Here is a 23751-nt window from a genome sequence, read left to right on the forward strand (position 1 = left end):
CTACTCGGATTGCAGCTCACGAACTCGGGCACGGAACACGCGCCAGCGCCTCTCGTTCTCATGCACAAGAATTGCTGATTCCGCCATCAGGTCGGCAGCCCTGTCGAGCAGCTCGGAAGCCGAATAAAGGTAGGCGGGGGCCTTCCGCTCGCCTCGCAGGTCGGCCCGAAGTGCTGTCGGCGAGAAGTCGACCAGGGCCAGCAGGTCCAGGGCCCGGCGCAGCAGTCGCGCGACCAGAGCCTGCATGCCCGCCGACTGCCAGTCATTGGCGATGATCCGGTGCCGCTCTCCCAGCAGGTCGGCAAGGGCCGGATAGGCAGCCAGGTCTCCCGCCATGCCCCACGCCTGCTCCATCGCCCGGGCCAGCCAGTCACCGCCCTGCTGGGTCTCATCGGCGAGCAGGGCGACTTCACTCTTCAGTCTCTGGAGTTCGGCAGGCTCGCCCTCCCCTTCCATGAAGAGGATTCCCGACCCCGCTACGACCCCTGGCGCGTTCAGGTCCTCCGTGCCGGCGAACGCGATCGGCGACGTCTGCTCACCGGCCTCGACCACACTCCACCGGTCCGCCAGTGACTTAAGCGCCCGAGACCGCGCCTGGAGCTCGCCCGCCTGCTGCAAGGGCGCTTGCGCGTAGTACTCCTCATGCTCGCGATGGAACTTCGAGAGGTTGTCGATCACCTGCAGCAGTGACTCCGGAGGGGTCAGCTGCGCCTCGTCATCGGGCATACCAGCAGCCTGCACCTCGTCTCACACCAAGGGCGGCGGGGCACGCCCTCCAAGGCAAACACCAACACTCGTTCGGTGTAAACGAGATCACGTGCCTCGCCCACACTCATGTGAAGGAGGGGAACTGACACAACTCTCCATGGGCAGATGGCGCCGCGATCATCGCCCGCGACGCCATCACCGCCCACCGCTGTCAGCTGTCAGCTGGAGCAGAGTGGGAATGGTCGGCATGAACGTCCGGTCCCAACGCCCATCGGCCACACTCCGTCGGCGCCCCAACCGTCCCGAGCGAGTCCGGCCCGCTGACCTGCCGACCTCATGGATCCGATCGGCGTCGATCCCTCACCACTGGCTCGGAGCGCCTCACCGCAAGTCGCCCTCACATCGACGACCACCTCCTTTGCCCACGCCCGCCTTCGCGCGCGGTGTGATGGCCGAGTCCGCGTGCCGCGGCCGCCAGGGCGGTCTCTGTCCGGTCGAGCGCGACCGTGCTGAGCACCGCGCGGAGGAAGGGCACACACAGGGCAGCGGCCGCAAGCCCGGCCGAGACGGCCACTGCCACCGGCAGGAACCCGGTTCCCCCAGGTCAGCAGACGGTCCCGCAAGCCCGAGCACGACGCCCAGCTGTCGCCGCGAGCGGAGACAGGAACAGCACGCTCTGCCAGGGCACGTCCATGGCGCGTGCCGCGAGCCCCGCCGTGAGGGACCCGGCGGTCACCACCGCTGCGAGGAAGAGCATCCGCTGCCACGGTCCGTCACCAGCACGTGCTGGCCAGGAGGACGTGGTGTTCTGCCCATGGCTCCCGGTGACACGGGCTCGCCGCCCATGGCGACCTCGGCCGACGCCTTGATCAGCGAATCGCGGAGCTGCGCCACAACGGGTGTTCACAGGCGAACAGCGCGTTCGGCGGTCACTTCGTCGGGACCGTACCGAGTCAGGCGACGCGCACCTTTCATGGCTGGGCCCGGTGCCACCGGCGCCCGACACCGGAGCGGTGTCGGTCCGGCGAGGTGACACGGCTTCTCCCGTCCGGTTCCGGTTCACGCGTCGGTCCGAGTCCCGGCTCAGCCGTGCCCGGACTCGGGCACGGTGATCACCGGGCACTCCGCTCGGTGCAGCAGGCCATGAGCCACCGACCCCAGCTTCATGCCGGAGTACCCGCCACGCCCCTGCCTGCCGACGACGACCAGTAACGCGCTGACCGAAGCGAGTGCCAGTTCCTCCACTGGATGGCCGCGCAGGACTTCATGGGTGATCTGCACATCCGGGTATTTGTCCGCCCATCCCGCCACGGTCTCGGACAGCATCCGGCGCCGTTCCTCAAGGCCCGCCGCTTCGTCGCCGAAGGACACGACGGGCCGCCGCCACACCCACACGGCCCGCAGGGCAGCGCCGTGCAGCGCTGCCTCTTCCACAGCGAACTCCACGGCAGCCCTGGAGGATTCGCTGCCGTCAACGCCCACGACGAGATGGGGGTGCCGCTCCCCCGCCTGCTCCGGCTCCCTGACCACAACGACCGGGCAGTCCGCCTGGGCACTGACCGGAACGGCCACCGAGCCCACGCTGAAGAGCTCCTCCGGTCGAGTGAGCCGACGGGAACCGACGACGATCATCTGGGCCCGCGCCGCCTTCTGGCAGAGCACCGCCGATGGCGTGCCGTCGAGCAGTTCCGTCGCCAGAGGCACTTCCGCGTGCAGTGCCCGCACCGTGGCGACCGCCTCAGCAAGCGCGTCTTCGCCCTGAGCCCTGAGCGTCGTGCGACGCCAGGGTGCGTCGATGTGCTGCCCGCCGGGCAGGGGCGGTACCGCCGCCACCAGCCGGAGGGACAACCGCCTGCGGACAGCCTCGTCGACCGCCCAGGCGAGCGCCGGAACGGACTGCTGGCGTGGGTCGATCCCGACAATCACCTCGTTGCGTACAGCGGTGTTCTTCATGGCTCCTCCTGCCGCCTCATGCCGTCGTCGGGGACGCACTGCAACGAGTGGGCTCGGCATCGCCGTAATGCCCTCGGCCATGCCCCGCCCAGTGACGCTTGGACAGGGCACACCGTTCACGCTGTCATCGCGGCCGCACGAGAGCCAGGTCCGGCAAGCCTCCGTCCGCAGGCCGAAGGTCCTGCATGCGTCCTGCCCCGTTCCATTCTTTCCTCGGACGGGCTCGCCCGCCGCCCCACGCGGCCGGCTCGGCGGAGCCCGGCTTCTCGTCGACTGATGGACGGCGGAACAGCCGGAGTGCCGGAGGTCGCGCCGCAGTCCAGGACGAACTCGGTGCCCGTGGAGTAGGCCGTTCGGCGCCGATGCACACGACCATGCGGGCGACCTCGTCCAGCTCCCCGAAACGCAGGAGAGGCTGTCCGGAGAATGTCGGCTGTCATCGCGATACGTACGACACCGGGGTGGCAGGAGCAGACCCGCGTCCGGTCGGCGCCGAGTTCCAGGAAGGTCTACCGCTTGGTAGCGGCACACCCCCGCCGATGTGCCGCTGCCGATAGGCAAAGACACCGTCATCGGCGACGGACAAGCGACCGTCCCCGCACCGGCCTTCGCACTCCGAGCCGACGACCACCTCTTCCTGGTCTCCACACCGCCACTGAGCAGGGGATCCAAGCGTTCCAATGACAGCCGTGGGGTCCCGGGCGTGCGGCCACCGGTTGTCAGGTTCTCAGGAAGGACCGACTGGAATCACCCCGGGCGAGCAGGTGCCCGGTGGCCCAACGCCGCCGGACCCCGTCGTCATGCTCACTCGGCTCCGCCGCCAGATCGGCCCCGCAGGGCCGTCGCGCAGCCGCGGGACGCAGTGCCGCCGCAGCGCACGGCCCCGGGCCTGCACTTCCTCCCCCGAGCCGGCGGCTGCGTAGGCCGATGGGCCACGGGAATGGACCCACCTGCCCTCGCGGGGTGGGGCGGAAGCAGCCAGGCTGGTCATGAGCCCTCCCGGCGACGCACACGCCGGGGGAAGGGAGCTGATCACCATGACGACGCCGGTGGGATTCCACAACCGCCCGGTCCAGGTGCACGCGCACATCGACTCGCCACTGTCCCGATGGCTGTGGCTCGTGAAGTGGCTCCTCGCCATTCCGCACTACGTGGTGCTGTTCTTCCTCTGGATCGCTTTCACCGTGGTGACCGTGATCGCGTTCTTCGCCATCCTGTTCACCGAGCGCTATCCCCGCGCCCTGTTCGACTTCAACCTAGGAGTACTGCGCTGGAGTTGGCGGGTCTCGTACTACTCGTACGACGCCCTGGGCACCGACCGATATCCCCCGTTCAGCCTGGGCGAGGAACCGGACTACCCGGCACGGCTGGACATCGCCTACCCGGAGAGGCTCTCCCGCGGCCTGGTGCTGGTGAAGTGGTGGCTCCTGGCCATCCCGCACTACATGGTCATCGGTTTCTTCCTCGGCGGCGCCCACCTCGGCTGGTGGTCCGGTGGCCTGATCGTCCTGCTGACGGTCATCGCGGCCGTGGTCCTGGCCTTCACCGAGAAGTATCCGAAAGATCTCTTCGACCTGATCATCGGCCTCAACCGGTGGGTCCTGCGAGTCACCGCGTACGCCACTCTGATGACGGACGAGTACCCACCGTTCCGCCTGGACCTGGGCGGCTCGGAGACCACCACTGCGCAGGAGCCGGCGTAGTCGCCGCGCCAGCGGCCGCACTCGGGTTCCTGTCCATTTCCCTCCACGCCCTGGTCACCCGGCGAGGGCGTGGAGGACGGCGACGGTGCCCGCTGTCCGATTCAGATCCTGGGCGACTCGTTCACTTCGCCGGCGATGCGCGCCGCCCACGCCTTGATCCGATCGAAGTCGCGGAAGTCCCCGCCCTTCCCGGAGGAGACGATCTTCCGGGCGATGAATCCCTTCGCTCCCTCTTCGAGACAACCGCCGAACGTGACGTGTTCCTGGACGTCGAGCCGGATCATGGCGCGGCGAACGCCGGGAACAGGTGGGATGTCGCGTTCCGAGGCCGAAGCGTCCAGCGGACCGCTGCTGAAGAACCACAGCGGACGCCGGGACAGTTCGCGGGCGTGCCGCCGGACGAAGCGGCGCGCGTCCTTGTGCCACCGTCCCGCATACAGGCCGCCGCCGACCACCACGGCGTCCTACGACTCCAGATCCGTCACGGACCGGGCGGGCATCGCCTCGACCGTCACTCCCTCTTCGCGCAGGACATCGGCAATGGCCTCCGCGATCTGCGCGGTCGCCCCGCTCGTCGTCCCGTAGGCGACCAGCACCTTGCTCAGCATGACGGTCCGCCTCCTCTCATGGCTTTGGCAGCCATTCCTCACGCAAGCCTGTCGAGCCACTGCGAGGGCCCCTCTGAATACCGTCGCACCGCCCCGGGCCCACCGCGACACGCGCTCCGACTCGCGGAGTGCCTCCGCCCGGGTTGCGCCACGCCGGTTTGCGGCGATGGTGGAGTCAGCGGCCGGGAGCGAGACGCCGCCGGGTCCCGGCCCCGCCACAACTTTCGCATCGCCGCGTGCTGAGACGTCCGTGACCGGACAGGAGCCCGTCTCCACTTCGAGGTCACGGAGAAAGGACGGTCACCGTGGTTGCGAGGACCGGCGTTTTCGGCGCCCTGACCAAGGAGCACCGCGAACAGCTCATGTCGCTCGCCCGTGAGGTGTCGTTCGCGGCAGGCGAGCGCATCTTCAACGAGGGTGGCAAGGCCGACCGCTGCTGGATCATCCACACGGGCACGGTCGCTCTCGACCTTCAAGTGCCTGGCAGGCAGGCAGCGGTCATCGAGACCCTCGGCGCCGGAAGGCTGCTGGGCTGGTCCTGGCTGGTCCCTCCCTATCACTGGCATCTGGGGGCCGAGGCCGGCAGCCCGGTGCGTGCCTACGAGTTCGACGCGGCGGCGGTTCGTGAGATGTGCGCGAAGGACCCGGGGCTGGATCACGAGCTGTGTACGTATGTCTCCGGCGTGCTCGCGCGCCGGCTCAGGTCGGCCCGGGTGCGACTGCTCGACCTGTACGCCCCCTACGGTGCGGGCGAGGTTCCCTGACAAGGCGAGACGAGGTGCTTCGAAGTGCCGCAGACCCCGCACATCGTGAGCGATGTGATGACCCGGACGGTCGTGGCTGTCGGACGCGACGCGCCGTTCAAAGAGATCGTCCGGACCATGGAACAGTGGAAAGTAAGTGCCATGCCCGTCCTTGAGGGCGAAGGCCGCGTGATCGGTGTCGTCTCCGAAGCCGACCTGCTGCCCAAGGAGGAGTTCCGGGACAGCGACCCGAGCCTCTCCGAGCAAGGCCGACGTCTGTCCGACGTCGCCAAGGCCGGAGCAGCCAGGGCGGAGGAGCTCATGAGCACCCCCGCCATCACGGTCCACCCCGACGTCACCCTGGCCCAGGCTGCCCGGATCATGGCCGTCCGGCACGTCAAGCGTCTGCCCGTGGTCGACGACATCGGGATGCTCCAGGGCATCGTCAGCCGTGCCGATCTGCTGAAGGTCTTCCTTCGGCCGGACGAGGACATCGAGGAGGAAGTCCGCCGCACTGTGGTGTCCTACCTCTTCCCGGCCTTCAGCCACGCCATCCACGTGAATGTGCAGGAGGGAGTCGTCACCCTCCGCGGACACATCCGCGACACCTCGCTCATCTCGGTCGCCGTGCGCCTCGTGCGCGCCGTGGAGGGCGTCGTGGACGTCGATCCCCAACTCGTCGGCGAGTCCGCCGCTCCGGCTGGACCAGAGAGCGTGCAGTGAAGGCTGGACCATGCGTGCCTCGCGGCCGGGGTGGAAAGGGGCCCGCGTCGGTAGTCGGCAGTCGGTAGGGGTCACTACGTGGTCGGGCACGTCTCTCACTCACCCCTCGGCCGACGGAACGCGGCTCCCACGTCCCATGGACCGGCCGGCCCGTTCGGGCTCAGGCTTCCGGGCTCCGCTCACTCCCGGTGCAGCACGACCTTGAGGGCACCTGTGGTGGCGCCCTGCGAGAACACCTCGTAGGCGTGCTCCATCCGGTCGAGACGGAAGGTGTGGGTGACCAGCTGGGAGACGGGCAGGCGTCCGAACCTCAGCAGCTCCAGCAGCCACGGTGTGGAGGACGTGTCCACTTGGCCGGTGCTGATCGTCACGTTCTTCCGCCACAGGGATTCGAGGTGCAGCGTGGCCGGTCTGCCGTGCGTCCCGATGTTGGCGATGTGCCCTCCCGCCCGGACGGCCCGGGTACACAGGACGAAGCCATCCGGTTCGCCCGATGCCTCGACGGCGACGTCGGCGCCCGGTCCTTCGGAAAGCTCGGCGATCATCTTCCCCGGCACTTCGGCGGCGTCGGCCCCCCCCTGCGGGCGGCGGCTTCCAACCGGGCGCTGGACAGGTCCACCACGATGATCCGGCGGGGTGAGTAGAGTCGCGCGACGGCGACCGTGGCGAGACCGACGGGACCCGCGCCCACCACGACGACAACGTCTCCAGGGCCGACGTGTCCGTTCCGTACCCCGACCTCGAAGGCGGTGGGGAGGATCTCGGCGAGCAGGAGGGCGTCGTCGAGCGGGATCGCGGGAGGCCGTCGGTGGGTGGAGTGGTCAGCGAAGGGGACCCGTACGAACTCGGCCTGGGTCCCGTTGATCTGGTTTCCCAGGATCCAGCCGCCGCCCCCGCGGCATTGCCCGTACATGGTGTCCCGGCACGGCCGGCAGCGGCCGCAGGACGAGACGGACGACACGATCACCTCGTGGCCGGGGCGCAGGTCGTGGACATCACGGCCGACCTCCATGACCTCGCCCACGGCTTCGTGGCCGAGGACCGTCCCCGGTTCCACCTCGGGGAGGTCTCCTCGCAGGATGTGCAGATCACTGCCGCAGACGGTGGTGGCCTCGACGCGCACGATCGCGTCGGTCGCCTCCTGCATCACAGGGTCCGGGACGGTGTCCCAGGAGATGTGCTCCGGCCGTGATAGACGAGTGCTCGCACGGCACCCACTTCCTCGCTCCCCCACCTCCACGGTCACCCCGGCGGAACACCCCGGCAACACGGACCGCCGCGTCGTCGTGCGCCTCCCGTCAGTCCGGCTCCATGGAGGGGCGGCGGAAGACCGGGGCCTGTCCGGTGCCCCAGGGGCGTACGGCTGCCAGCGCCCGGGTGACCGCGGCATCCAACGGGCCACTGGTGTCGACGGCGACGGCCTCGGGCCACGCGGGTTCCCGGGCGGCCATGGCGGTGGCGATGCCGAGGTCGGCGTCGGACGGGCCGGGGGCGCGCGTACTCAGGCGGCCCGCCGACACGTCGTCCGGGACATGGCAGTGCAGGGCGACCAGGTCGGCGCTGGTGCGTTCGGCCACGCGCCGTGCCTCTTCACGCTGTGCCGTGTCGGACCAGGTGGCGTCCAGAACGACGGACTCGCCGGCGGACAGCAGGGCGGCCGCCCGGTCGAGGAGGGTGGCGTAGGTTCTGGCGGTCCACGCGGGTGTGTACAGCCCTTCGCCGTAGCCGGCCGCCACGGCCTGCTCCACGGGAATACCGGCCAGTTCCTTGCGGACGCGGTCGCTGCTGAGCAGGGTGACCCCCATCCGGTCGGCCAGCGCACCGGAGAGGGTGGACTTCCCGCTGCCCGGCATCCCGCCGACGACGGTCAGGCCGACGGCGGAGGTGCGCAGGTGGCGAAGCGCCGTCGAGACCAGCCTTCGTGACGCCGCCTCCGCGCCGGGCGCGCCCTGACGGGCCTGGATCACGGAGACCTTCGCGCGGACGAACGCGCGGTAGGCGACGTAGTGGTGCCACAGTGACGCGGGCGCCGGATCACCGGAGTACTCGCCGTACCGCGCCAGGAAGTACGCGGCGGCCTCCGGGGCTCCGAGCTGCTCCAGGTCCATGGCGAGGAAGGCGGCGTCGTCCAGCCCGTCGAGGTAGCGCAGCCGGTCGTCGAACTCCAGGCAGTCCAGGACGCGAGGGCCGTCGTCGAGGCAGAAGACGTCCTCGGCGAGCAGGTCTCCGTGGCCGTCGACCACCCGCCCCTGCTCGATACGGGACGCGAACAACCGCTCGCGGCCTGCGAGATAGCGGCGCACGCGTTGTTCGGTCTCCGTCGTCCCCTCGGGCACGAAGCCCTCGCCGGCCAACGCGTGGATCTGCGCGAAGCCTGCCTCCCAGCGCGACGACAGCGCGTCTCGGGTGCCCTGCTCGTCCACGTCCGGACCGCGGGGCGCGTCCGCGTGCCACGCGGCGAGGTGCCGGGCGACGTTCCGCAGGACGTCGTCCAGGACGGCGCCTTCCCGTACCAGGCGGGAGAGACGCCGGTCCGCGGGCATGCGGCGCATCACCACGAGTGGTTCGGGCGCCTCCGTGTCGGGGCCGCTGAACTCGCCCAGACCCAGGTAGACGTCGGGGGCGAAGCGGCGGTTGAGAGCGATTTCGCGTTCGCAGGCGTCCTGGCGCGCCGCCCGCGTGGTGTAGTCCAGGAATCCCAGGTCCACCGGCTTCTTCACCTTGTAGGCGCGGTCCCCGGCGAAGAACACGATCGCGGTGTGGGTCTCGCACACCTCCGCGCGCGGGGGCGGCGGCCCGCGGTGGCCGGGCTCAGTCATGGGGGACGACGGCGACGGGGCAGCTCCCGTGATGGATGGCGGCCTGGGCGACCGGACCCAGGTGGGGCGCCACACCGTGCCGGTGTGCCCGCCGGCCGACGATCAGCAGCGCGGCGCCTTCGGCGGCCCGCACGACGGCCTTGGCGGGACTTGTGAGACGGATGCTGTCGGACACGTCCACCTCCGGATACTTCTCGCGCCAGGGGTGGAGGGCCTTGGTCAGCTCCTTCTGCGCGTCCCGCGTCATCTCTTGGGTCACGTCGTGTTCCAACCCCCAGGGCACGCGCGCGTGGAGCGGCACGCTTCGGCCGTGCACGGCCACCAGCGGAGCCTCCCCGGCCGCGGCGGTGTGGAACGCGAAGTCGAGCAGGCCGTCGGAGGATCCGTTCAGTTTCAGGGCCACGACCACGCGGCCCGCGGGTGCCGGAGGTGCTCCCTCCACGCGGGCTTCGGCGCGGACCAGTACCACCGGCCGCTCCGCCCGGGCCACGACCGGCATGCTGACGTCGCCCAGGAAGTAGCTCTCGACGGGCTCCAGCCCCCGTGAGCCGAGCACGGTCATCTCGGATTCCGACGCCGCCTGGAGCAGGGCGTTCCGGGCGTCGTCGGCCACCAGGTTTCCGACAACGGTCAGGCCCGGGTGGCGGGCTTGCAGTTCGGCCCGCGCGGTGTGCACGAGACGCCTCGCCCAGTAGTTCTGATCGACTTCGGAGTGGGCGTGGGCGGGTTCCGGCGCGAGCAGGGGCCACGCGTGCAGCAGGCGCAGCATGAGCCCGCGCTTCTCGGACTCGTCGGCGGCCCAGCGGGCGGCGGCGAGACTCTCGGGTGAGCCGTCGAGGCCCACGGTGATGACTGGCTGCATGGCGGCGGCCTCCGTCTCGTACGAAGCTGGATACGACGGTGGGTGATGGTGAACGAGTCCGAAGGCGCGCGTGCTCCGGACGTCGCCGACGTGCCGAGCGCGGTGCTTCTCTTCGAGGAGTACCCCAATCCCCTCTCCGGCGCATGTGGAGCCATGGAGGGGGAGCCGGGCGCAGGGCACCCGCCACGAGAGGAGACAGGTGCCGTGGCGATTCCCCTGGTGGTCGGCGTCGATGGGTCCGAACCAAGCCTGGAGGCGGTGGACTGGGCCGCCGACGAGGCGGTCCGGCACAGCGTGTCGCTCCACCTCCTGCATGCGGCGGCCGACGATCGCGAGCCCTCCGACGTGATCAGTGCCGCTGTGGAACGCGCCAGGAAAAGAGCGCCCACGGTGCGGTTGTCGAGCGAGGTGCTGCACGAGGACGCCGCCGCTGCCCTCGTCGACAAGGGACGCAACGCCTTCGCGCTGGTGCTCGGGTCCAGAGGGCTCGGAGACCTCGCCGAAATGCTCCTGGGCGCGGTGAGCCTGGCCGTGGCGGCACGAGCGGACTGCCCGGTCGTCGTGGTGCGCGGTGGCGCGGAGCACCGGGACGGCCGGTTCGGGAACATCGTCGTCGGTGTCGAGGAGGGGGAGGGCAGCGGCACGGCCTTGCGGTTCGCGTTGCGGGAGGCTCACGTGCGGAGCTGCCGGCTGACGGCGGTGCACGCCTGGAATCCGTCGTCCAGAGCTCTCAGCACGCGGCCGGCTCCCTCGTGGTACGCCATGGAGGCCCATCGGCGCCCGCCGTCCCAGGTCCTCGACGACGCGCTGCGCGGCCTTGCGGAGCGGTATGCCGACGCCCGGGTGAGCGCCAGGGTGATCGAGGGCCCGGCCCGCCGAGCGCTGCTGGACGCGGCGTCGGAAGCGGATCTGCTGGTCGTCGGCGCCCGCAGGCGCCAGGGCCACCCGGGCCTGCAGCTGGGCCTGATCAATCACGCACTGCTGCATCACGCGCCGTGCCCCGCCGCGGTCGTACCCCAGATATGACCGACACGTGGTCCGCGGAGACCAACCAGGCCGGAAACCGCTCCGACAGGGACTTTCGGCCCAGTGCCCCGCACCCGCTGGCGGACGACGGTGGGAGCAGGTGGTGGGGGACGGCCGACGAGTGGCTGGGACCGGAGTCATGAGTGCACAAGGTTCGCCGTCCGCATCCGGTCCGCCGCCCGGGCGCGGCGATAACGCGCCCAAGGGCGCGAACCCCCTGAGCCGTACGTCCGACAGGTTCGAAGGCTGGTTCCGCCGCGTCCTGATGGTCGTTCTCGTCCTCGGGCTGCCGGCAGCCTCAGTCGGCGCGGGGCTGACGGCGTACGAGGCGTCGATGCGTACCGTGCGAGCCCAGGCAGCGGAGCGGCACCAGGTCACCGCCCGACTCACGGCGGGCGTCAGGAACGGCGACGACTGGGCGAGGCGACCGGCGCAGGTCCGCTGGACCGACACCAGCGGTGTCGTGCGGACAGGCACGGCCCTCGTGAAGCCGGGAGCTCCGAAGGGCGCCACCGTGCGTGTGTGGGTGACACGGCACGGAACGGTCACCAGTGCGCCGGCGAGCACGTTCCACGCGAGGACCAGCGGCTGGATGGTGGGGGGCATGACGGCGTTCGGCGTCGCCGCCGGGTCCTGCGCGGCCTGGGCGGGCATGCGCCTGGTCCTGGACCGGAGAAGGTGTGCGCAGTGGGACGCCGAGTGGGACCTGGTGGAACCGCGGTGGTCCGCGCGGTTCCGCCGGTGACGAGCAGGAGACCGGATGGAGGCCCAGGAGGTGACACCGATGTCGGACGCGACGACCACCGATCTGTACGAGGTCACGATGGCCATGTCCTACCTGCGGGAGGATGACCGGCCCGGCGACCTTCAGCCTCTTCGTCCGCGACCTGCCCCCTGAGCGCGGCTTCCTGGTGGCGGCGGGGCTTGAGTCGGCACTCGACTACCTGGCCGGCCTTCATGTCGGCCCCGAGGACGTCGACGCCTTCGCTTCCGCGCTGCACAGGCCGCCGGGGGACCTGGAGCCGTTGCTCGGCCTCACCTTCACCGGCCAGGTGCGGGCGGTCCCGGAGGGGCGGATCGTATTCGCGGGTGAGCCGCTGCTGGAGGTGACCGCACCTTTTCCGCAAGCACAGTTGGTCGAGTCGTATGTGCTCAACCTGCTCAGCCATCAGACGGCGATCGCTTCGAAGGCCGCACGCTGCGTGCTCGCGGCGGCCGGTCACCCGGTCGTCGGCTTCTCCCTGCGGCGCACCCACGGTCCGCAGGCGGGGTTCCAAGCCGCGCGTCTGGGTGCGATGGTCGGCTTCGCCGGGACCAGCAACGTGGCGGCGGCCACCGCTGAGGGCATCCCCGCCGTCGGCACGATGGCCCACTCCTTCGTGGAGGCGTTCGCCTCGGAAGAGGACGCGTTCCGCGCCTTCGCCCGGTGCCACCCCGGCCCGGTGACCCTGCTGGTGGACACCTACGCACCGCCACGCGACGACGTGACCACCTGTTCTCCGGCATGCGCAGGGCTGTTGCCCGGCATGCGCGTGGGCAGCGAGGCGCCGACACTGGTCATGAGGACGAGACCGGCCGGGGCGGGTCAGAGCCCACGTGTCCTCCCTGGCCGGCACCGACGCCGGGAGGACACGACCATGACGACTGCCCAGGAGATCATGCACGCCGGTGCCACCTGCGTTCAGGAGAGCGAAACGCTTCAGGACGCGGCGCGCAAGATGAAGGAACTGAACGTGGGAGCCCTGCCGATCTGCGGGCCCGACGACCGGCTCCACGGGATCATCACGGACCGTGACATCGTGGTGAAGTGTCTCGCCAAGGGCAAGGACCCCAGGACCATGACCGCCGGCCAGCTCGAACAGGGCAAGCCGATCACGATCGACGCCAGAGCCGATGCCGACCAGATCCTGCACACCATGGAGCAGCACAGGATCCGCCGACTGCCGGTGACCGACAACCATCGCCTCGTCGGCATGATCAGCGAGGCGGACCTGGCACGTCACCTGCCCGAGCATCAGGTGGGCCACTTCGTCGAAGCGGTCTGCGCGGCACGCTGACCGGCCTGTCATCACGGCGAATCCTCGTCGAACGTTGGTTCAGGAGGTCGTGGTGGTAGGTCTCCGCGAACGAGTGGGCGATCGTCATCGGTTGAGCCGGCGGGATCGGCGCCGCCCTGTCACGTCTGTGCGCTACGGAAGGCGTGGCTGTGACGGTAACCGACGTTCTCGACACCGAAGGAGCGAGACCGGCGGCCGGAATCGGTGGCACCGCTCGGTGCGCGCACCCGAACGTCAGCGCCGAGGACGACGGGCAGACGGGGTGACGGAGACCGAGCGGGATCTGGGGCGAGTTCGCAGTGGGTGATGTGGCAGGGTCGGTTCGAGCGGCACGGACATCAGGCCGGGCTGGTACGCGGTCCTCGTCCTGGTCGACCACCGCGATCCGCAGAGCCCTGGAAGCACCCCATGTGCGCGGGGGGGGGGGGGGGGGGGGGGGGGGGGGGGGGGGGGGGGGGGGGGGGGGGGGGAGGGGGGGAGCGGGGGGGAGGGGGGGGGGTCTCCCCCCCCCCCCCCCCCTCCGCCCCCCCCCCCCCCCCCCCCCCCCCCCCCCCCCCCCCTTCCCCCCCCCCTCCCCCCCCCCCCCCCCCCCCCCCCCCCCCACGACGAGAAAGGCCGAACGCCATGCGCTACGACCGGACCGTGCAGCTCGACACCGATTTCGCCACCGCCGTCGCCCGCATCCGCGACGCCCTCGCGGAGCAGGGGTTCGGCATCCTCACCGAGATCGACGTCACCGGCACCCTCAAGGCCAAGCTCGACCACGATATGGAGGACTACGTCATCCTCGGCGCCTGCAATCCCTCCCTGGCCCACCGCGCCCTGGACACCGACCGCTCGATCGGCCTGCTGCTGCCGTGCAACGTCGTCGTCCGCCGCGACGGCGACCACACCGCAGTACAGGTCCTCGACCCGAACACGATGATCGCGCTCACGGAACTCGACGCGCTGCGCCCGGTCGCCGAAGAGGCCACCCGCCGCCTCGATGCCGCCCTCACCTCACTCACCACACCCGGCACGGGCAACTGACCCGCCAGCTCGCCAACAACACGGAGGTGACCCTGTGTTGTCGGCCTGGGGAAACGGGGGTGGACGGCGTCACCCTGCGCCTTCTCGGCCGGGCGCCGCGCCGGGCACGCGGCCGCCGCCGTACTCGGTTCGGGCCGGGTGCGCGGAGGTTCACGCCCGGGTACGTCGCGTCTCGACGAGGCGATCGCCGGAGAGCAGGGTGCCGGCCTGCTTGACGTGCTGGAGCACAGGTGAGACTTCCATGCTCTGCAAGCCTGCCAGGGAGCCGACGCGGTCTGTCGTGAACTCGAACAGTTCGCCGAGGTCTCGGCAGTGCGCGACGGCATGGATGTTGTGGGGCCCGGACACGGCCGCAGCAAAGGCGATCTCGGGTTCCTGCGCAAGCGTGCGTCCGACGCTCTTCACCGCCGACGGATGCACGCGCAACCACAGGTTCGCCCGAGCGTGACAGCCCAGAGCGGCCGCGGCGATCTCGACGTCGATGTGGACGACCCGACGCTCGAGCAAAGCGTGAAGGCGGCGTGACACCCGCCCTGGAGTGGAGTCCGCCGCTGCAGCGAGGTCGACGAGACTGGCGCGGCCGTCTGCGGCGAGAGAGCCGAGGATCTTCTCGTCCTCCTCGGTGAGGTGCACAGGATCGCGGGTGACGACCGGGGCTTCAGTGAAGGGCGAACCTTCACTGCCCAACATGGCCTCCTGCTCCGGGGACAGGGCGCCTCGCAGAGCAGCCCAGTAGTGGCCGCGTCCTCCCATGAACTGACGGAGCATGGCGAAGGCATTGATGTCGACTACCGCCACTGTGCGCGGAAGCCGTTGACCGAGCAGGTCTTCGCGCTGCTCACGAGTCCGTGACTGGGGCGCGCAGGTGATTTCGCAGCCGGCTGCGCTCACGGCGACCCAGTTGACATCGTCGCGCTTGGCGAGTGCGTCGGCGATCGCTGAGGCGCTGCCGGGGCGGCAGCGCAGTCGCACCAGCCACCTGCTGTGTCCCAGCGCGCCCGGATTCACCATGCCCGCGACGCGGACGACGCCGTCGGCGCGCAGGCGCCGGTAGCGGCGGTTGACCGAGCCCTCCGTGAGGCCGAGCGCGTTCGCCATCGAGGCAAACGAAGCCCGCGGGGCGACCTGCAGTGCGCGAATGATTCGCACATCATCGGGCTGCACCACGCCAGATGCACACACTGACATCCCTTGCATGAGGAGAATCCCACGAAAGGGGTCCGACGATTCGCTCCGGAAACAGCGCGGCGAACAGACTTGCAAAGCACTGCTCAGGAGCCCAGCAGCACGCTGACCACGGCACCCCGGTGCACGAAGTCAGCTCGCCGCGAAAGAACGGAGATGACGCCGTATGTCATCGACTGGCACAGATCAGCACACGCCGACCGCACTCGTCATCGGGGCATCGCGTGGCCTCGGCCACGCGATGGCGACCGACAACCGCCGGACACCGTCAGGTGGGGAGTGTCAGGCGGAAGGTGGTGTGCCCGGGGCGGCTGGTGACGGCGGCGGTCCCGCCGTGGGCGGTGATGACGGCGTGGACGATGGCGAGGCCCAGACCGGTGCTGCCGGTGCTGCGGGAGCGGGCGTGGTCGGCGCGGACGAAGCGGCCGAAGACCTCGGGCTGGAGGTCTTCGGGGATGCCCGGTCCGTTGTCGCTCACGCTCACGCGGGCGCCGGCCGGTCCGGTGGCGAGGGCGATGGTCACCTCGGTGCCGGGCGGGGTGTGGGTGCGGGCGTTGGCAAGGAGGTTTCCGATGGCCTGCTGGAGCCGGTGGGCGTCGCCCGTGACGGTGACCGGATCCTCGGGGAGGTCGAGGAGCCAGCGGTGGCCGGGCCCCGCGGCGCGTGCGTCGTCCACCGCGTTGAGGATCAGCAGGGTCAGGTCGACCGGCTCGTGTTCGAGGGGGCGCCCGGCGTCCAGGCGGGCCAGGAGGAGCAGGTCGTCGACGAGGCGTGTCATGCGCTGCGACTCGCTGCCGATGCGTTCCAGGGCGTGGCGGACGTCCGGGGGGACGGGGCCGTGGTGGCGCAGGGCGAGCTCGGCGTGGCCGCGGATGTTGGCGACAGGGGTGCGCAGCTCGTGGCTGGCGTCGGCGGCGAAGTGGCGCAGCCGCTCCTCGCTGGCCTGGCGGCGGGTGAGGGCGTCCTCGACGTGGCCGAGCATGTGGTTGAGGGCGGTGCCGACCTGGCCGACCTCGGTGCGCGGGTCGGTGTCGGGAAGGGGTCCGGGCATGGCGACCTCGCCGCTGGCCAGCGGCAGTCCGGCCACCTCCACCGCCCGTGCGGTCACCCGCTGGAGGGGGCGCAGGGAGACCCGTACCCACAGGGCTCCGGCGGTGCCGGTGACCACGAGGGCGGCGCCGAACAGCACCGCTTCGACCGCTTCGAGGCGGTGGACGGTCTCTTCCACCGGGTGCAGGGGCAGGCCGGTGACCAGGGTGTCCCGGTCGTCGCCGAGGACAGCGGTGACGCGGTAGACACCCAGAGCGGACAGGCGGATGCTGTGCCCGTTTCCGTCCGCGGGGATGCCGGCCAGGGCGCGGCGGTCCCCCGGAGTGAGGGAGAGGGGGCGGTCGGCGGCGTCGTCGACGACGGCCGCCTGGGTGACGGTGCCGTTCAGGAGGCGAGCGCCGAAGGTCGCTTCGGCCTGGCCCCGGGTGTCGGGGCGGTTGTCGGCGTCGGGCCGGGCCTCGTGTTCCAGGCTGGCGGCGAACCTGCCGCCGGATGCGGACAGCTGTTCGTCGAGACGCCCCATCAAGAAGCCCCGCAGGGCCAGGGCGGTGATGATGCCGACGGCGATGCAGGCGAGGGCGAGCAGGGTGACGAGCCCCGCGGTGAGCTGGCCGCGCAGGGTGCGCGGCGGCGGCCATCTCACGGGGAGTCCGGCTTGAGGACGTAGCCGACGCCGCGCACCGTGTGGATCATCGGGGTGCGTCCGGCGTCGATCTTCTTGCGCAGGTAGCTGATGTAGAGCTCGACGATATGAGCGCGGCCGCCGAAGTCGTACGCCCAGACCCGGTCGAGGATCTGGTCCTTGGACAGCACCCGGCGCGGATTGCGCATGAGGAACCGCAGGAGTTCGAACTCGGTCCGTGACAGGTCGACCGTGCTCCCGCCACGTCTGACCTCCCTGGCCTCCTCGTCCATGGTCAGGTCTCCCACCGTGAGGCGGTGCGCGCCGGGCTCGGCGGTCATCCCGGCCCGCCGCAGGAGTCCGCGCAGCCGGGCCAGGACCTCTTCGAGGCTGTAAGGCTTGGTGACGTAGTCGTCGCCGCCCGCGGTGATGCCCGCGATGCGGTCCTCGACCGCGTCGCGGGCGGTCAGGAACAGCACGCACACACGGGGTGCCTCGCGTCTGAGGGCGCGCAGGACCTGCAGCCCGTCCAGGTCGGGCAGCATCCAGTCCAGGACCACCGCGTCGGGGCGGAAGTCACGGGCCGTGGCGAGCGCGGTCGCGCCCTCGGCGGCGGTCATGACCTGCCAGCCCTCGCCGGTCATGACCCCGGCCAGGACGTCGGTGACGTCCGGTTCGTCGTCGACGACGAGGATCCGTACGGGTCCTCCGTCGGGGCGGTGCAGAGGCGGGGTGGTGTGCTGCTCGTCCATGGTCCCCTCAGCATCCCCCGGGGCGGACCGCCCGGGGGTGAGCCGCGTCTTTGAGTTTCCTCTGAATCCGCGCTGAGGACGGTCGGCGGCGCGTTTTCAGAAGGTACACAGAGGTTGGGTTGTGAGGCTGGCCGCCCATCACCGGAGCCAGTCCCATCCGGAGCAGCCTCATGACCACCTCGTTCACCACCGCCGCGTATGCGAGCCCCGGTCTGCGCCACCGGCGCCGACGCCGCAGCGTCGTCCCCGTCCTCGCGCCGTTGGCGATCTGGACCGGCGCCGCCGGGGTGCTCGCGCTGTGGTGGAGCGACACGGCCGCGGTGGTCGGCCCGGCGGACTGGCTGACCGGCGCGGGCCGCATCACGGGGCTGCTGGCCGGCTACGCCTGCGCGGTCCTGCTCGCGTTGATGGCGCGCGTGCCGCTGCTGGACCATGCCATCGGCACCGACCGCCTCGCCCGCTGGCACGCGCTGGGCGGCCGCTGCACCGTCTCGCTGGCCCTGGCCCACACCCTGCTGATCGTCTGGGGATACTCCGTGGCCGCCCGTACGGACGTGGTCGGCCAGACGGCCACCCTCGTCCTGCACTACCCCGACCTCCTCAAGGGCACGGCCGGCTTCCTGCTGTTCCTGGCGACAGGAGTCCTCTCAGCCCGCGCGGCCCGCCGCCGGATGAGTTACGAAACCTGGCACTACCTGCACTTCGCCACCTACCTGGCCGTCTTCCTCGCCTTCGGCCACCAGCTCTCCAACGGAGCCGACTTCGTCGGCAACCGGACCGCCCAGGCAGCCTGGTACGCACTCTTCATCGGCGTGGCGGCACTGGTCGCCTGGCACCGCTTCGCCTCCCCGGTCCGGCGTGGACTGCGCCACCACGTGCGCGTCACCGCAGTCCGCCCCGAGGCGCCGGGGGTGTTCTCCGTCCACCTCACCGGTGAGCACCTGGACGAGCTGGGGGGTGAGCCGGGGCAGTTCCTTCGCTGGCGCTTCCTGGCCCGCGGACTGTGGTGGACCGCCAACCCCTACTCCCTCTCCGCTCCCGCACACCCCCGCCATCTGCGTATCACGGTCAAGACCACGGGCAGCCACAGTGCGGCGCTCGCCCGCCTCACGCCCGGCACGCGAGTGTGGGCAGAGGGCCCCTACGGAGGCTTCACCGCGAGCCGCCGCACTTCCCCCAAGGTGCTGCTCCTGGCCGGCGGCGTCGGCATCACCCCCCTTCGCACGCTCTTCGAGACCCTGCCGGGGCAGGTGACCCTCGTCTACCGGGCCCACCGTGCCGACGACCTCGCGCTGCGCGGTGAGATCGACGCGATCGCCCCCCGCCGACGGGCCGTCGTGCACTACCTCGTCGACGAACCGGCCCGCCACGCCTCGCCCCTGACCGCCGAAGGCCTGAGCGCCCTGGTGCCGGATCTGGCCGCGCACGACGTGTACGTGTGCGGGCCGCCCGGCATGACCCGGGCCGCGATCGGGGCCCTGCGCCGGGCAGGTGTGCCGACACGGCGCATCCACCACGAGTCGTTCGCGTTCTGAGGAGAACCACCGTGCGCCGAGCCGTCCTCACCACCACCGCGATCAGCGCCCTCGTCGTCGCGCTGCTCGCCCTCAAACCCCACCGGCTGCCCTCCGTCGCCGGGCCAGCGCCCCGTTCCACCCCGGTCCCCTCGTCCCCCCGCACCCCCGCGGACACCGCACCGGGCCGGTCCGCCGCACCGGGCCCCTCCTCTGGCACGGGCACGTTCACGGGCGATCCCGTCGACACCCAGTACGGGACCGTGCAGGTCGCCGCCACCTTCGCCAACGGAAGGATCACCTCGGTCGACGTCCTGCGGGCACCGGACCAGAACGGCCGCGACCGGCAGATCGCCGCCCGCGCGCTGCCCCTGCTCACCCAGGAGGCCATCGGCGCGCAGAGCGCGCGCATCGACGCCGTCTCCGGAGCCAGCTACACCAGCCAGGGTTACATCCAGTCCCTGCAGAGCGCCCTGGACCAGGCCCATGCCTGACACCGCACACGGACTGCGCCACGTCGAGCACGTCATGGGCACCGTCTTCTCCTTCGACATCCGCGACGAGCCGACCACCGCCATCCGCCGCGCCCTCGCAGAAGCCGTGCAACACCTCCACCGGGTGGACGCCGTGTTCTCCACCTACCGGGCCGACAGCCACATCAGCCGCCTCGACCGCGGCGAGATCCGCCTGGACGACTGCCCTCCCGAGGTCCACGAGGTCCTGTCCCTCTGCGCCCGGGCCACCCACGCCACCGACGGCTGGTTCAGCATCGTCCCCGGCGCGGCCCTCGACCCCTCAGGACTCGTCAAGGGCTGGGCCGTCGAAGCCGCCTCCCGACTCCTGTACGACGCGGGCGCGCACCACACCTGCGTCAACGGCGGCGGCGACCTCCAGCTCCGCGGCCAGGCCGGCCCCGGCACCCCCTGGCGCATCGGCATCGCCCACCCGCTGCGCCCCGGCGAACTCGCCACCGCCATCACCGCACACCATGACCTGGCCGTCGCCACCTCCGGCACCGCCGAACGCGGCGCCCACATCCTCGACCCGCACGACGGCACACCCGTGACGGCGTTCGCCTCCCTCACCCTCATCGGCCCGCGCCTGACGCTGACCAACACCTACGCCACCGCCGCCTTCGCCAGGGGCGACGGCGCGCGGGAGTGGCTGGAGACGCTGGAGGGCTACGAAGCGCTCGCCGTCCTGCCCGACGGCCGGGAGTGGCGCACCTCGGGATTCCACCGATATGGACCATGAGAAGAGGCGTGGGCTCCTTCCCACCCGCCGGGACCGGGCACCTCCCTCGCCGGCCTGTGACTCGCCCCCGCGACCGCGCCTCTCCCTCACGGCCGCGGGCCGCCCGTCGAAGGCGCCGCCCGAACCAGGGCGTCCCTCATCCAGCGTCCAGCGTGGAACCAACCCCGAAGGAGCCCTCTGTGGGACTCAATCTGATCAACGGCATACCCGCGCACATCCTGCTCGTACACGTCGTCGTAGTCCTGGTACCCCTCACCGCCCTCGCCCTGATCCTGTGCGCCGCCCTCCCCTCGGTGATGCGCCGGTTCGGTCTCGCACTCCCGGCCCTCGCCCTGGTGTCCCTGCTCAGCGTGCCGCTGACAACCCACGCCGGCGAGTGGCTGGAGCGGCACGTGGACAGCAACGCCCTGGTCCGCAAGCACACCGAACTCGGCGACGGACTGCTTCCCTGGGCTGTCGCACTGTTCCTCATGGCCACGGCGCAGTGGTGGTCCCACCGCCGCACCGCCCACCGCGCCGCCGACGCCGCGGGTTCCACCAGCAGCGCGGTGGCCGCACCGCTGCGCATCGCCGCCGCGGTGCTGTCCCTCGCCATCGGGGTGGGCGCCGGCGTGCAGGTCTACCGGATCGGCGACTCCGGCGCCAAGGCCGCCTGGCACGACGGCTATTCCGCCACCGCCCACCCTGACCACGGCTGACCCGCTCGTTGGCGCGGTGGCTTCAAGAGCACGGCTTTGACCGCTCGTCAGAGATCCCTCCACATGTCGGCCCCCGACAGAGGCGCAGGCCCGGCCCTCGCGGAGACCAGGGTGCCGTCCGGGCTTGGGTCTGTACGCTCACCGACCCGATCGACCAGAGGGAGCCGGTGCCCTTGAGACGGTCGTTCGTTGAGGCTTCCTCTGACACGTCTTAAAGAGACGACGAGGGTAGGATTCGAACCTACGTCCACCCGGGATCAGAGCCGGGCGCTCCTCCGCAGAGCTTCCTCGTGCCAGGTCGATCATGGCTGGGGTTATCGTGCGGCGGCAACCGACTTACCCAGCGGCCTGGGATCGTTGTCACAGCCATTGTCTCGCGGCAGCGTTCTTGTCTTTGCCGGGGAAGACTCCAGCGGACCGGAGGGCGCTGGCCATGAGGGGGTCAGCGACAACGACACCATGTGTCCGGCTGGTCCGTGCGCGGGCTCGACGGAGAGTGAAGAGGCTGCAATGAGTGAACTGACGAAACCCGCGGTCAACGTTCCGGAGGGTGACGCTCCTACCGAGCTGACCATCCGGGACCTGGTCGTCGGGGACGGGGCTGAGGTGAAGCCGGGCATGGTGGTCAGGGTCCACTACGTCGGGGTGACCTTCGAGTCCGGGAAAGAGTTCGATGCCACCTGGGACCGGGGCGAGCCGTTCAAGTTCGCCCTGGGCAGTGGCAGGGTCATCAAGGGCTGGGACCGGGGGGTGAGGGGAATGAAGGTCGGCGGTCGGCGCGAGATCATCGTTCCCCCGCGTCTCGGCTACGGCAATCAGTCGCCCTCGCCGTTGATCCCGGCGGGCTCGACCCTGGTCTTCGTGGTGGACCTGCTCGACTCGTATTCCAGCACGGCCGGGTGGAGCAACACCTAGTGACCCTGGCCGCTCCTCCCCTGCGACGTGCTGCGTCCTCTCCCCGGTCTGGTGCCGCCGTGCTCCTCGCCGCCGCTCCTGCTTCCGCCTGGAAGAGGGCGGGCGTGGAGTCACATGCCCTGGTGGCGCACACCTTGGCCGAGAGCGCCGAGCAGTGGTCCCGCCCGTGCCGGCAGACGCCCCTGACGGGGCACCAGAGCGGTCCTGTACGGGCCATGGTGACGTGCTGGGCTGCCCGAAAGGCATTCCCGCCGACTGGTCAGCACCGCAGCTCCGCCGCTCGTTCGCACTCACCGAGATGGAGCGGTTCGAGGAGAACGGCGCCGAGCAGTGGTTCGGCGCATGGTCCCCGCTCGCGCACTCCGACTGAGCTCGATCATTTTCTTTCGGATCATCTGATCGTTGGTCTGGGCGTGTGGTTGGCTGATGCCCCATAAACGGTGAACACGACGTGGTGGAGGCGAGATTGGCTTTCCGGCCGCCGCCACGGCCTCATCGATGGCCGTGATCCGACAGTGAGTTGGTCGCTCACCTGCGGGCTCAGCAATTCGCTGGCAGTACGCGGCGACTTTGTCAAGGTTGTCGTCGGTGGTCTTCGTCCAGACGAAGGGACGTGGGTTGTAGTTCCAGTCGGCGAGTCAGCTTCGGATGTCTCGTGCGGCTGGGGGGTGAGCCGCGGTCCGTCAGCTGCCCAGCCCCCAGCCGCCGTAGCCGCCTCAGTCCGTGAAGTCCAGCACCAGGTGGTCCTGGACCCGCCGGTACCCCAGCCGCTGGTACAGCGCGTTGCTCGTCGGATTGGCCAGGTCTGTGAAGAGCACCACCTCCGCGGCTCCCCACCCCAGGGCCAGCCGGGTCGCGGCCACGGTGGCGGCGCCCGCGAAGCCGTGGCCGCGCCGCGCGGGCGGGGTGTAGACCGGACCGATACGGGACTGGCCGGCCAGCACCCCGGAGGCGGCGGCCAGTGACGCCGGGCCATCGTCCGTCTCCCACAGCATCAGCTGCCCGGCCGCCGTGCGCCGGAAGGCGGCCGCCGCCGCGCCGAGGCCGGGCGGCAGCGCCACCTCGTCGAGGAACGCGGTCAGCCACGCGGTGACCAGCGTCAGATCCGCCTCGGTCGCCAGACGGGCGTGGCCCGCCACCGGTGCCGGGTCGGCGAGTTCGGCGAGCCGGAACAGCCGCTCCTGACGGTCCACCCGGTAGGGCCCCCAGGCCTTACCGAAGGCCCGGGCGGTGGCGGTCGCGCCGTTCACCCCGACCAGGGCGTCGCCGCGCAGCGCCCCGGCGAGCTCCCGGGCCGCGCCGTCCGGCATCGTGCCCAGCACCAGGGGCATCCCCGGGGTCTGGACGTACGCACCGCCCACCGCCGGGCCGGGTCCGGTCCACCAGCCGAACCGCGCGCCCGGCCAGTGCCCGCCGCGCGCCTGCTCGGCGACGGTGAGCAGCACCGTGTTGCGGGCCGGGTCGGCGGCGAGGAAGGGGTCCGCGGCCGCCTGGAAGGCGTCGATGTCGTCGGTGAGATGCCAGGTCATG

At 70.9% G+C, this 23751-nt stretch carries 21 protein-coding genes, 1 tRNA gene and 3 pseudogenes; 14 read left to right on the forward strand and 11 right to left on the reverse strand.

The genetic code is table 11. The features are described from left to right. The gene (locus ACZ499_RS25275; protein WP_468678167.1) at positions 1 to 726 is read right to left on the reverse strand and encodes a hypothetical protein; all 726 of its coding nucleotides are present in this window, start codon (positions 724 to 726) and stop codon (positions 1 to 3) included. 1065 nt (positions 727 to 1791) lie between these two features. Continuing rightward, positions 1792 to 2661 (reverse strand): universal stress protein, encoded by an 870-nt coding sequence (locus tag ACZ499_RS25280; RefSeq protein WP_468678168.1) that lies wholly within the window; start codon positions 2659 to 2661, stop codon positions 1792 to 1794. A 1037-nt stretch (positions 2662 to 3698) separates the two neighbouring features. Between ACZ499_RS25280 and ACZ499_RS25285 the strand changes: the two genes are divergently transcribed. Next, positions 3699 to 4364 (forward strand): DUF4389 domain-containing protein, encoded by a 666-nt coding sequence (locus ACZ499_RS25285; protein WP_468678169.1) that lies wholly within the window; start codon positions 3699 to 3701, stop codon positions 4362 to 4364. Positions 4365 to 4465: 101 nt separating this feature from the next. On the opposite strand, the pseudogene ACZ499_RS25290 reads toward ACZ499_RS25285, so the two are convergent. Then, positions 4466 to 4972: pseudogene (locus ACZ499_RS25290) on the reverse strand (flavodoxin domain-containing protein). 362 nt (positions 4973 to 5334) lie between these two features. Between ACZ499_RS25290 and ACZ499_RS25295 the strand changes: the two are divergent. Together ACZ499_RS25295 and ACZ499_RS25300 are read left to right on the forward strand one after the other, a co-directional pair. Continuing rightward, entirely contained in the window at positions 5335 to 5736 is a 402-nt protein-coding gene (locus ACZ499_RS25295) for a Crp/Fnr family transcriptional regulator (RefSeq protein WP_468678297.1), read from the forward strand. Positions 5737 to 5760: 24 nt separating this feature from the next. After that, positions 5761 to 6438 (forward strand): CBS domain-containing protein, encoded by a 678-nt coding sequence (locus tag ACZ499_RS25300; protein ID WP_468678171.1) that lies wholly within the window; start codon positions 5761 to 5763, stop codon positions 6436 to 6438. A gap of 179 nt (positions 6439 to 6617) precedes the next feature. On the opposite strand, the pseudogene ACZ499_RS25305 reads toward ACZ499_RS25300, so the two are convergent. The 3 genes and pseudogenes from ACZ499_RS25305 to ACZ499_RS25315 form a co-directional block, all read right to left on the reverse strand. Next, positions 6618 to 7647, reverse strand: a pseudogene (locus ACZ499_RS25305) (alcohol dehydrogenase catalytic domain-containing protein). 89 nt (positions 7648 to 7736) lie between these two features. Continuing rightward, on the reverse strand, positions 7737 to 9257 hold the full coding sequence (locus tag ACZ499_RS25310) for a bifunctional aminoglycoside phosphotransferase/ATP-binding protein (RefSeq protein ID WP_468678173.1): 1521 nt from the start codon (positions 9255 to 9257) through the stop codon (positions 7737 to 7739). Next, positions 9250 to 10119, reverse strand: coding sequence for a universal stress protein (locus ACZ499_RS25315; RefSeq protein WP_468678175.1), 870 nt, complete (start codon positions 10117 to 10119; stop codon positions 9250 to 9252). The genes ACZ499_RS25310 and ACZ499_RS25315 overlap by 8 nt, the downstream gene beginning before the upstream one ends. A gap of 204 nt (positions 10120 to 10323) precedes the next feature. Here ACZ499_RS25315 and ACZ499_RS25320 point away from each other — a divergent pair, with 204 nt between their 5' ends. The 5 genes and pseudogenes from ACZ499_RS25320 to ACZ499_RS25340 all read left to right on the forward strand — a co-directional run bounded on the left by ACZ499_RS25320 (position 10324) and on the right by ACZ499_RS25340 (position 14231). Continuing rightward, positions 10324 to 11145 (forward strand): universal stress protein, encoded by an 822-nt coding sequence (locus tag ACZ499_RS25320; RefSeq protein ID WP_468678176.1) that lies wholly within the window; start codon positions 10324 to 10326, stop codon positions 11143 to 11145. Positions 11146 to 11284: 139 nt separating this feature from the next. Then, positions 11285 to 11890 (forward strand): Rv1733c family protein, encoded by a 606-nt coding sequence (locus ACZ499_RS25325; RefSeq protein WP_468678178.1) that lies wholly within the window; start codon positions 11285 to 11287, stop codon positions 11888 to 11890. A 39-nt stretch (positions 11891 to 11929) separates the two neighbouring features. Beyond that, positions 11930 to 12611: pseudogene (locus ACZ499_RS25330) on the forward strand (nicotinate phosphoribosyltransferase); the annotation flags it as partial. Then, positions 12600 to 13202: a CBS domain-containing protein gene (locus ACZ499_RS25335; protein ID WP_468678300.1), complete on the forward strand. Its 603-nt coding sequence runs from the start codon at positions 12600 to 12602 to the stop codon at positions 13200 to 13202. The pseudogene ACZ499_RS25330 and the gene ACZ499_RS25335, both read left to right, overlap by 12 nt. Before the next feature lie 624 nt (positions 13203 to 13826). Further along, entirely contained in the window at positions 13827 to 14231 is a 405-nt protein-coding gene (locus tag ACZ499_RS25340; RefSeq protein ID WP_468678179.1) for a DUF302 domain-containing protein, read from the forward strand. A gap of 150 nt (positions 14232 to 14381) precedes the next feature. Here ACZ499_RS25340 and ACZ499_RS25345 read toward each other — a convergent pair whose 3' ends face one another. From ACZ499_RS25345 to ACZ499_RS25355, 3 genes are all read right to left on the reverse strand, one after another. Continuing rightward, a complete protein-coding gene (locus ACZ499_RS25345; protein WP_468678181.1) occupies positions 14382 to 15428 on the reverse strand; it encodes an Lrp/AsnC family transcriptional regulator in 1047 nt (348 codons plus the stop codon). 256 nt (positions 15429 to 15684) lie between these two features. After that, entirely contained in the window at positions 15685 to 17109 is a 1425-nt protein-coding gene (locus ACZ499_RS25350; protein ID WP_468678183.1) for a sensor histidine kinase, read from the reverse strand. Continuing rightward, positions 17106 to 17840: a response regulator transcription factor gene (locus ACZ499_RS25355; RefSeq protein WP_468678184.1), complete on the reverse strand. Its 735-nt coding sequence runs from the start codon at positions 17838 to 17840 to the stop codon at positions 17106 to 17108. The genes ACZ499_RS25350 and ACZ499_RS25355 overlap by 4 nt, the downstream gene beginning before the upstream one ends. Positions 17841 to 18010: 170 nt before the next feature. Between ACZ499_RS25355 and ACZ499_RS25360 the strand changes: the two genes are divergently transcribed. From ACZ499_RS25360 to ACZ499_RS25375, 4 genes are all read left to right on the forward strand, one after another. After that, positions 18011 to 19375: a ferredoxin reductase family protein gene (locus tag ACZ499_RS25360; protein WP_468678185.1), complete on the forward strand. Its 1365-nt coding sequence runs from the start codon at positions 18011 to 18013 to the stop codon at positions 19373 to 19375. Positions 19376 to 19386: 11 nt separating this feature from the next. Continuing rightward, on the forward strand, positions 19387 to 19848 hold the full coding sequence (locus ACZ499_RS25365) for an FMN-binding protein (protein WP_468678187.1): 462 nt from the start codon (positions 19387 to 19389) through the stop codon (positions 19846 to 19848). Further along, positions 19841 to 20608 carry an FAD:protein FMN transferase gene (locus tag ACZ499_RS25370; RefSeq protein ID WP_468678188.1) on the forward strand — a complete coding sequence of 256 codons (768 nt, stop codon included), beginning with the start codon at positions 19841 to 19843 and terminating at the stop codon, positions 20606 to 20608. The genes ACZ499_RS25365 and ACZ499_RS25370 overlap by 8 nt, the downstream gene beginning before the upstream one ends. A gap of 179 nt (positions 20609 to 20787) precedes the next feature. Beyond that, a complete protein-coding gene (locus ACZ499_RS25375; RefSeq protein WP_468678191.1) occupies positions 20788 to 21306 on the forward strand; it encodes a DUF2231 domain-containing protein in 519 nt (172 codons plus the stop codon). A 220-nt stretch (positions 21307 to 21526) separates the two neighbouring features. Here the strand turns inward: ACZ499_RS25375 and ACZ499_RS25380 are convergent. Then, positions 21527 to 21598, reverse strand: a tRNA-Gln gene (locus ACZ499_RS25380). 218 nt (positions 21599 to 21816) lie between these two features. Here ACZ499_RS25380 and ACZ499_RS25385 point away from each other — a divergent pair. After that, entirely contained in the window at positions 21817 to 22221 is a 405-nt protein-coding gene (locus ACZ499_RS25385; protein ID WP_468678194.1) for an FKBP-type peptidyl-prolyl cis-trans isomerase, read from the forward strand. 223 nt (positions 22222 to 22444) lie between these two features. Continuing rightward, on the forward strand, positions 22445 to 22591 hold the full coding sequence (locus ACZ499_RS25390) for a hypothetical protein (RefSeq protein WP_468678196.1): 147 nt from the start codon (positions 22445 to 22447) through the stop codon (positions 22589 to 22591). Positions 22592 to 22937: 346 nt separating this feature from the next. Here the strand turns inward: ACZ499_RS25390 and ACZ499_RS25395 are convergent, their stop codons facing one another. Further along, the gene (locus ACZ499_RS25395; RefSeq protein ID WP_468678199.1) at positions 22938 to 23750 is read right to left on the reverse strand and encodes a GNAT family N-acetyltransferase; all 813 of its coding nucleotides are present in this window, start codon (positions 23748 to 23750) and stop codon (positions 22938 to 22940) included. Position 23751 lies beyond the last annotated feature (1 nt).

It is taken from the genome of Streptomyces sp. NPDC031265, from assembly GCF_055570295.1.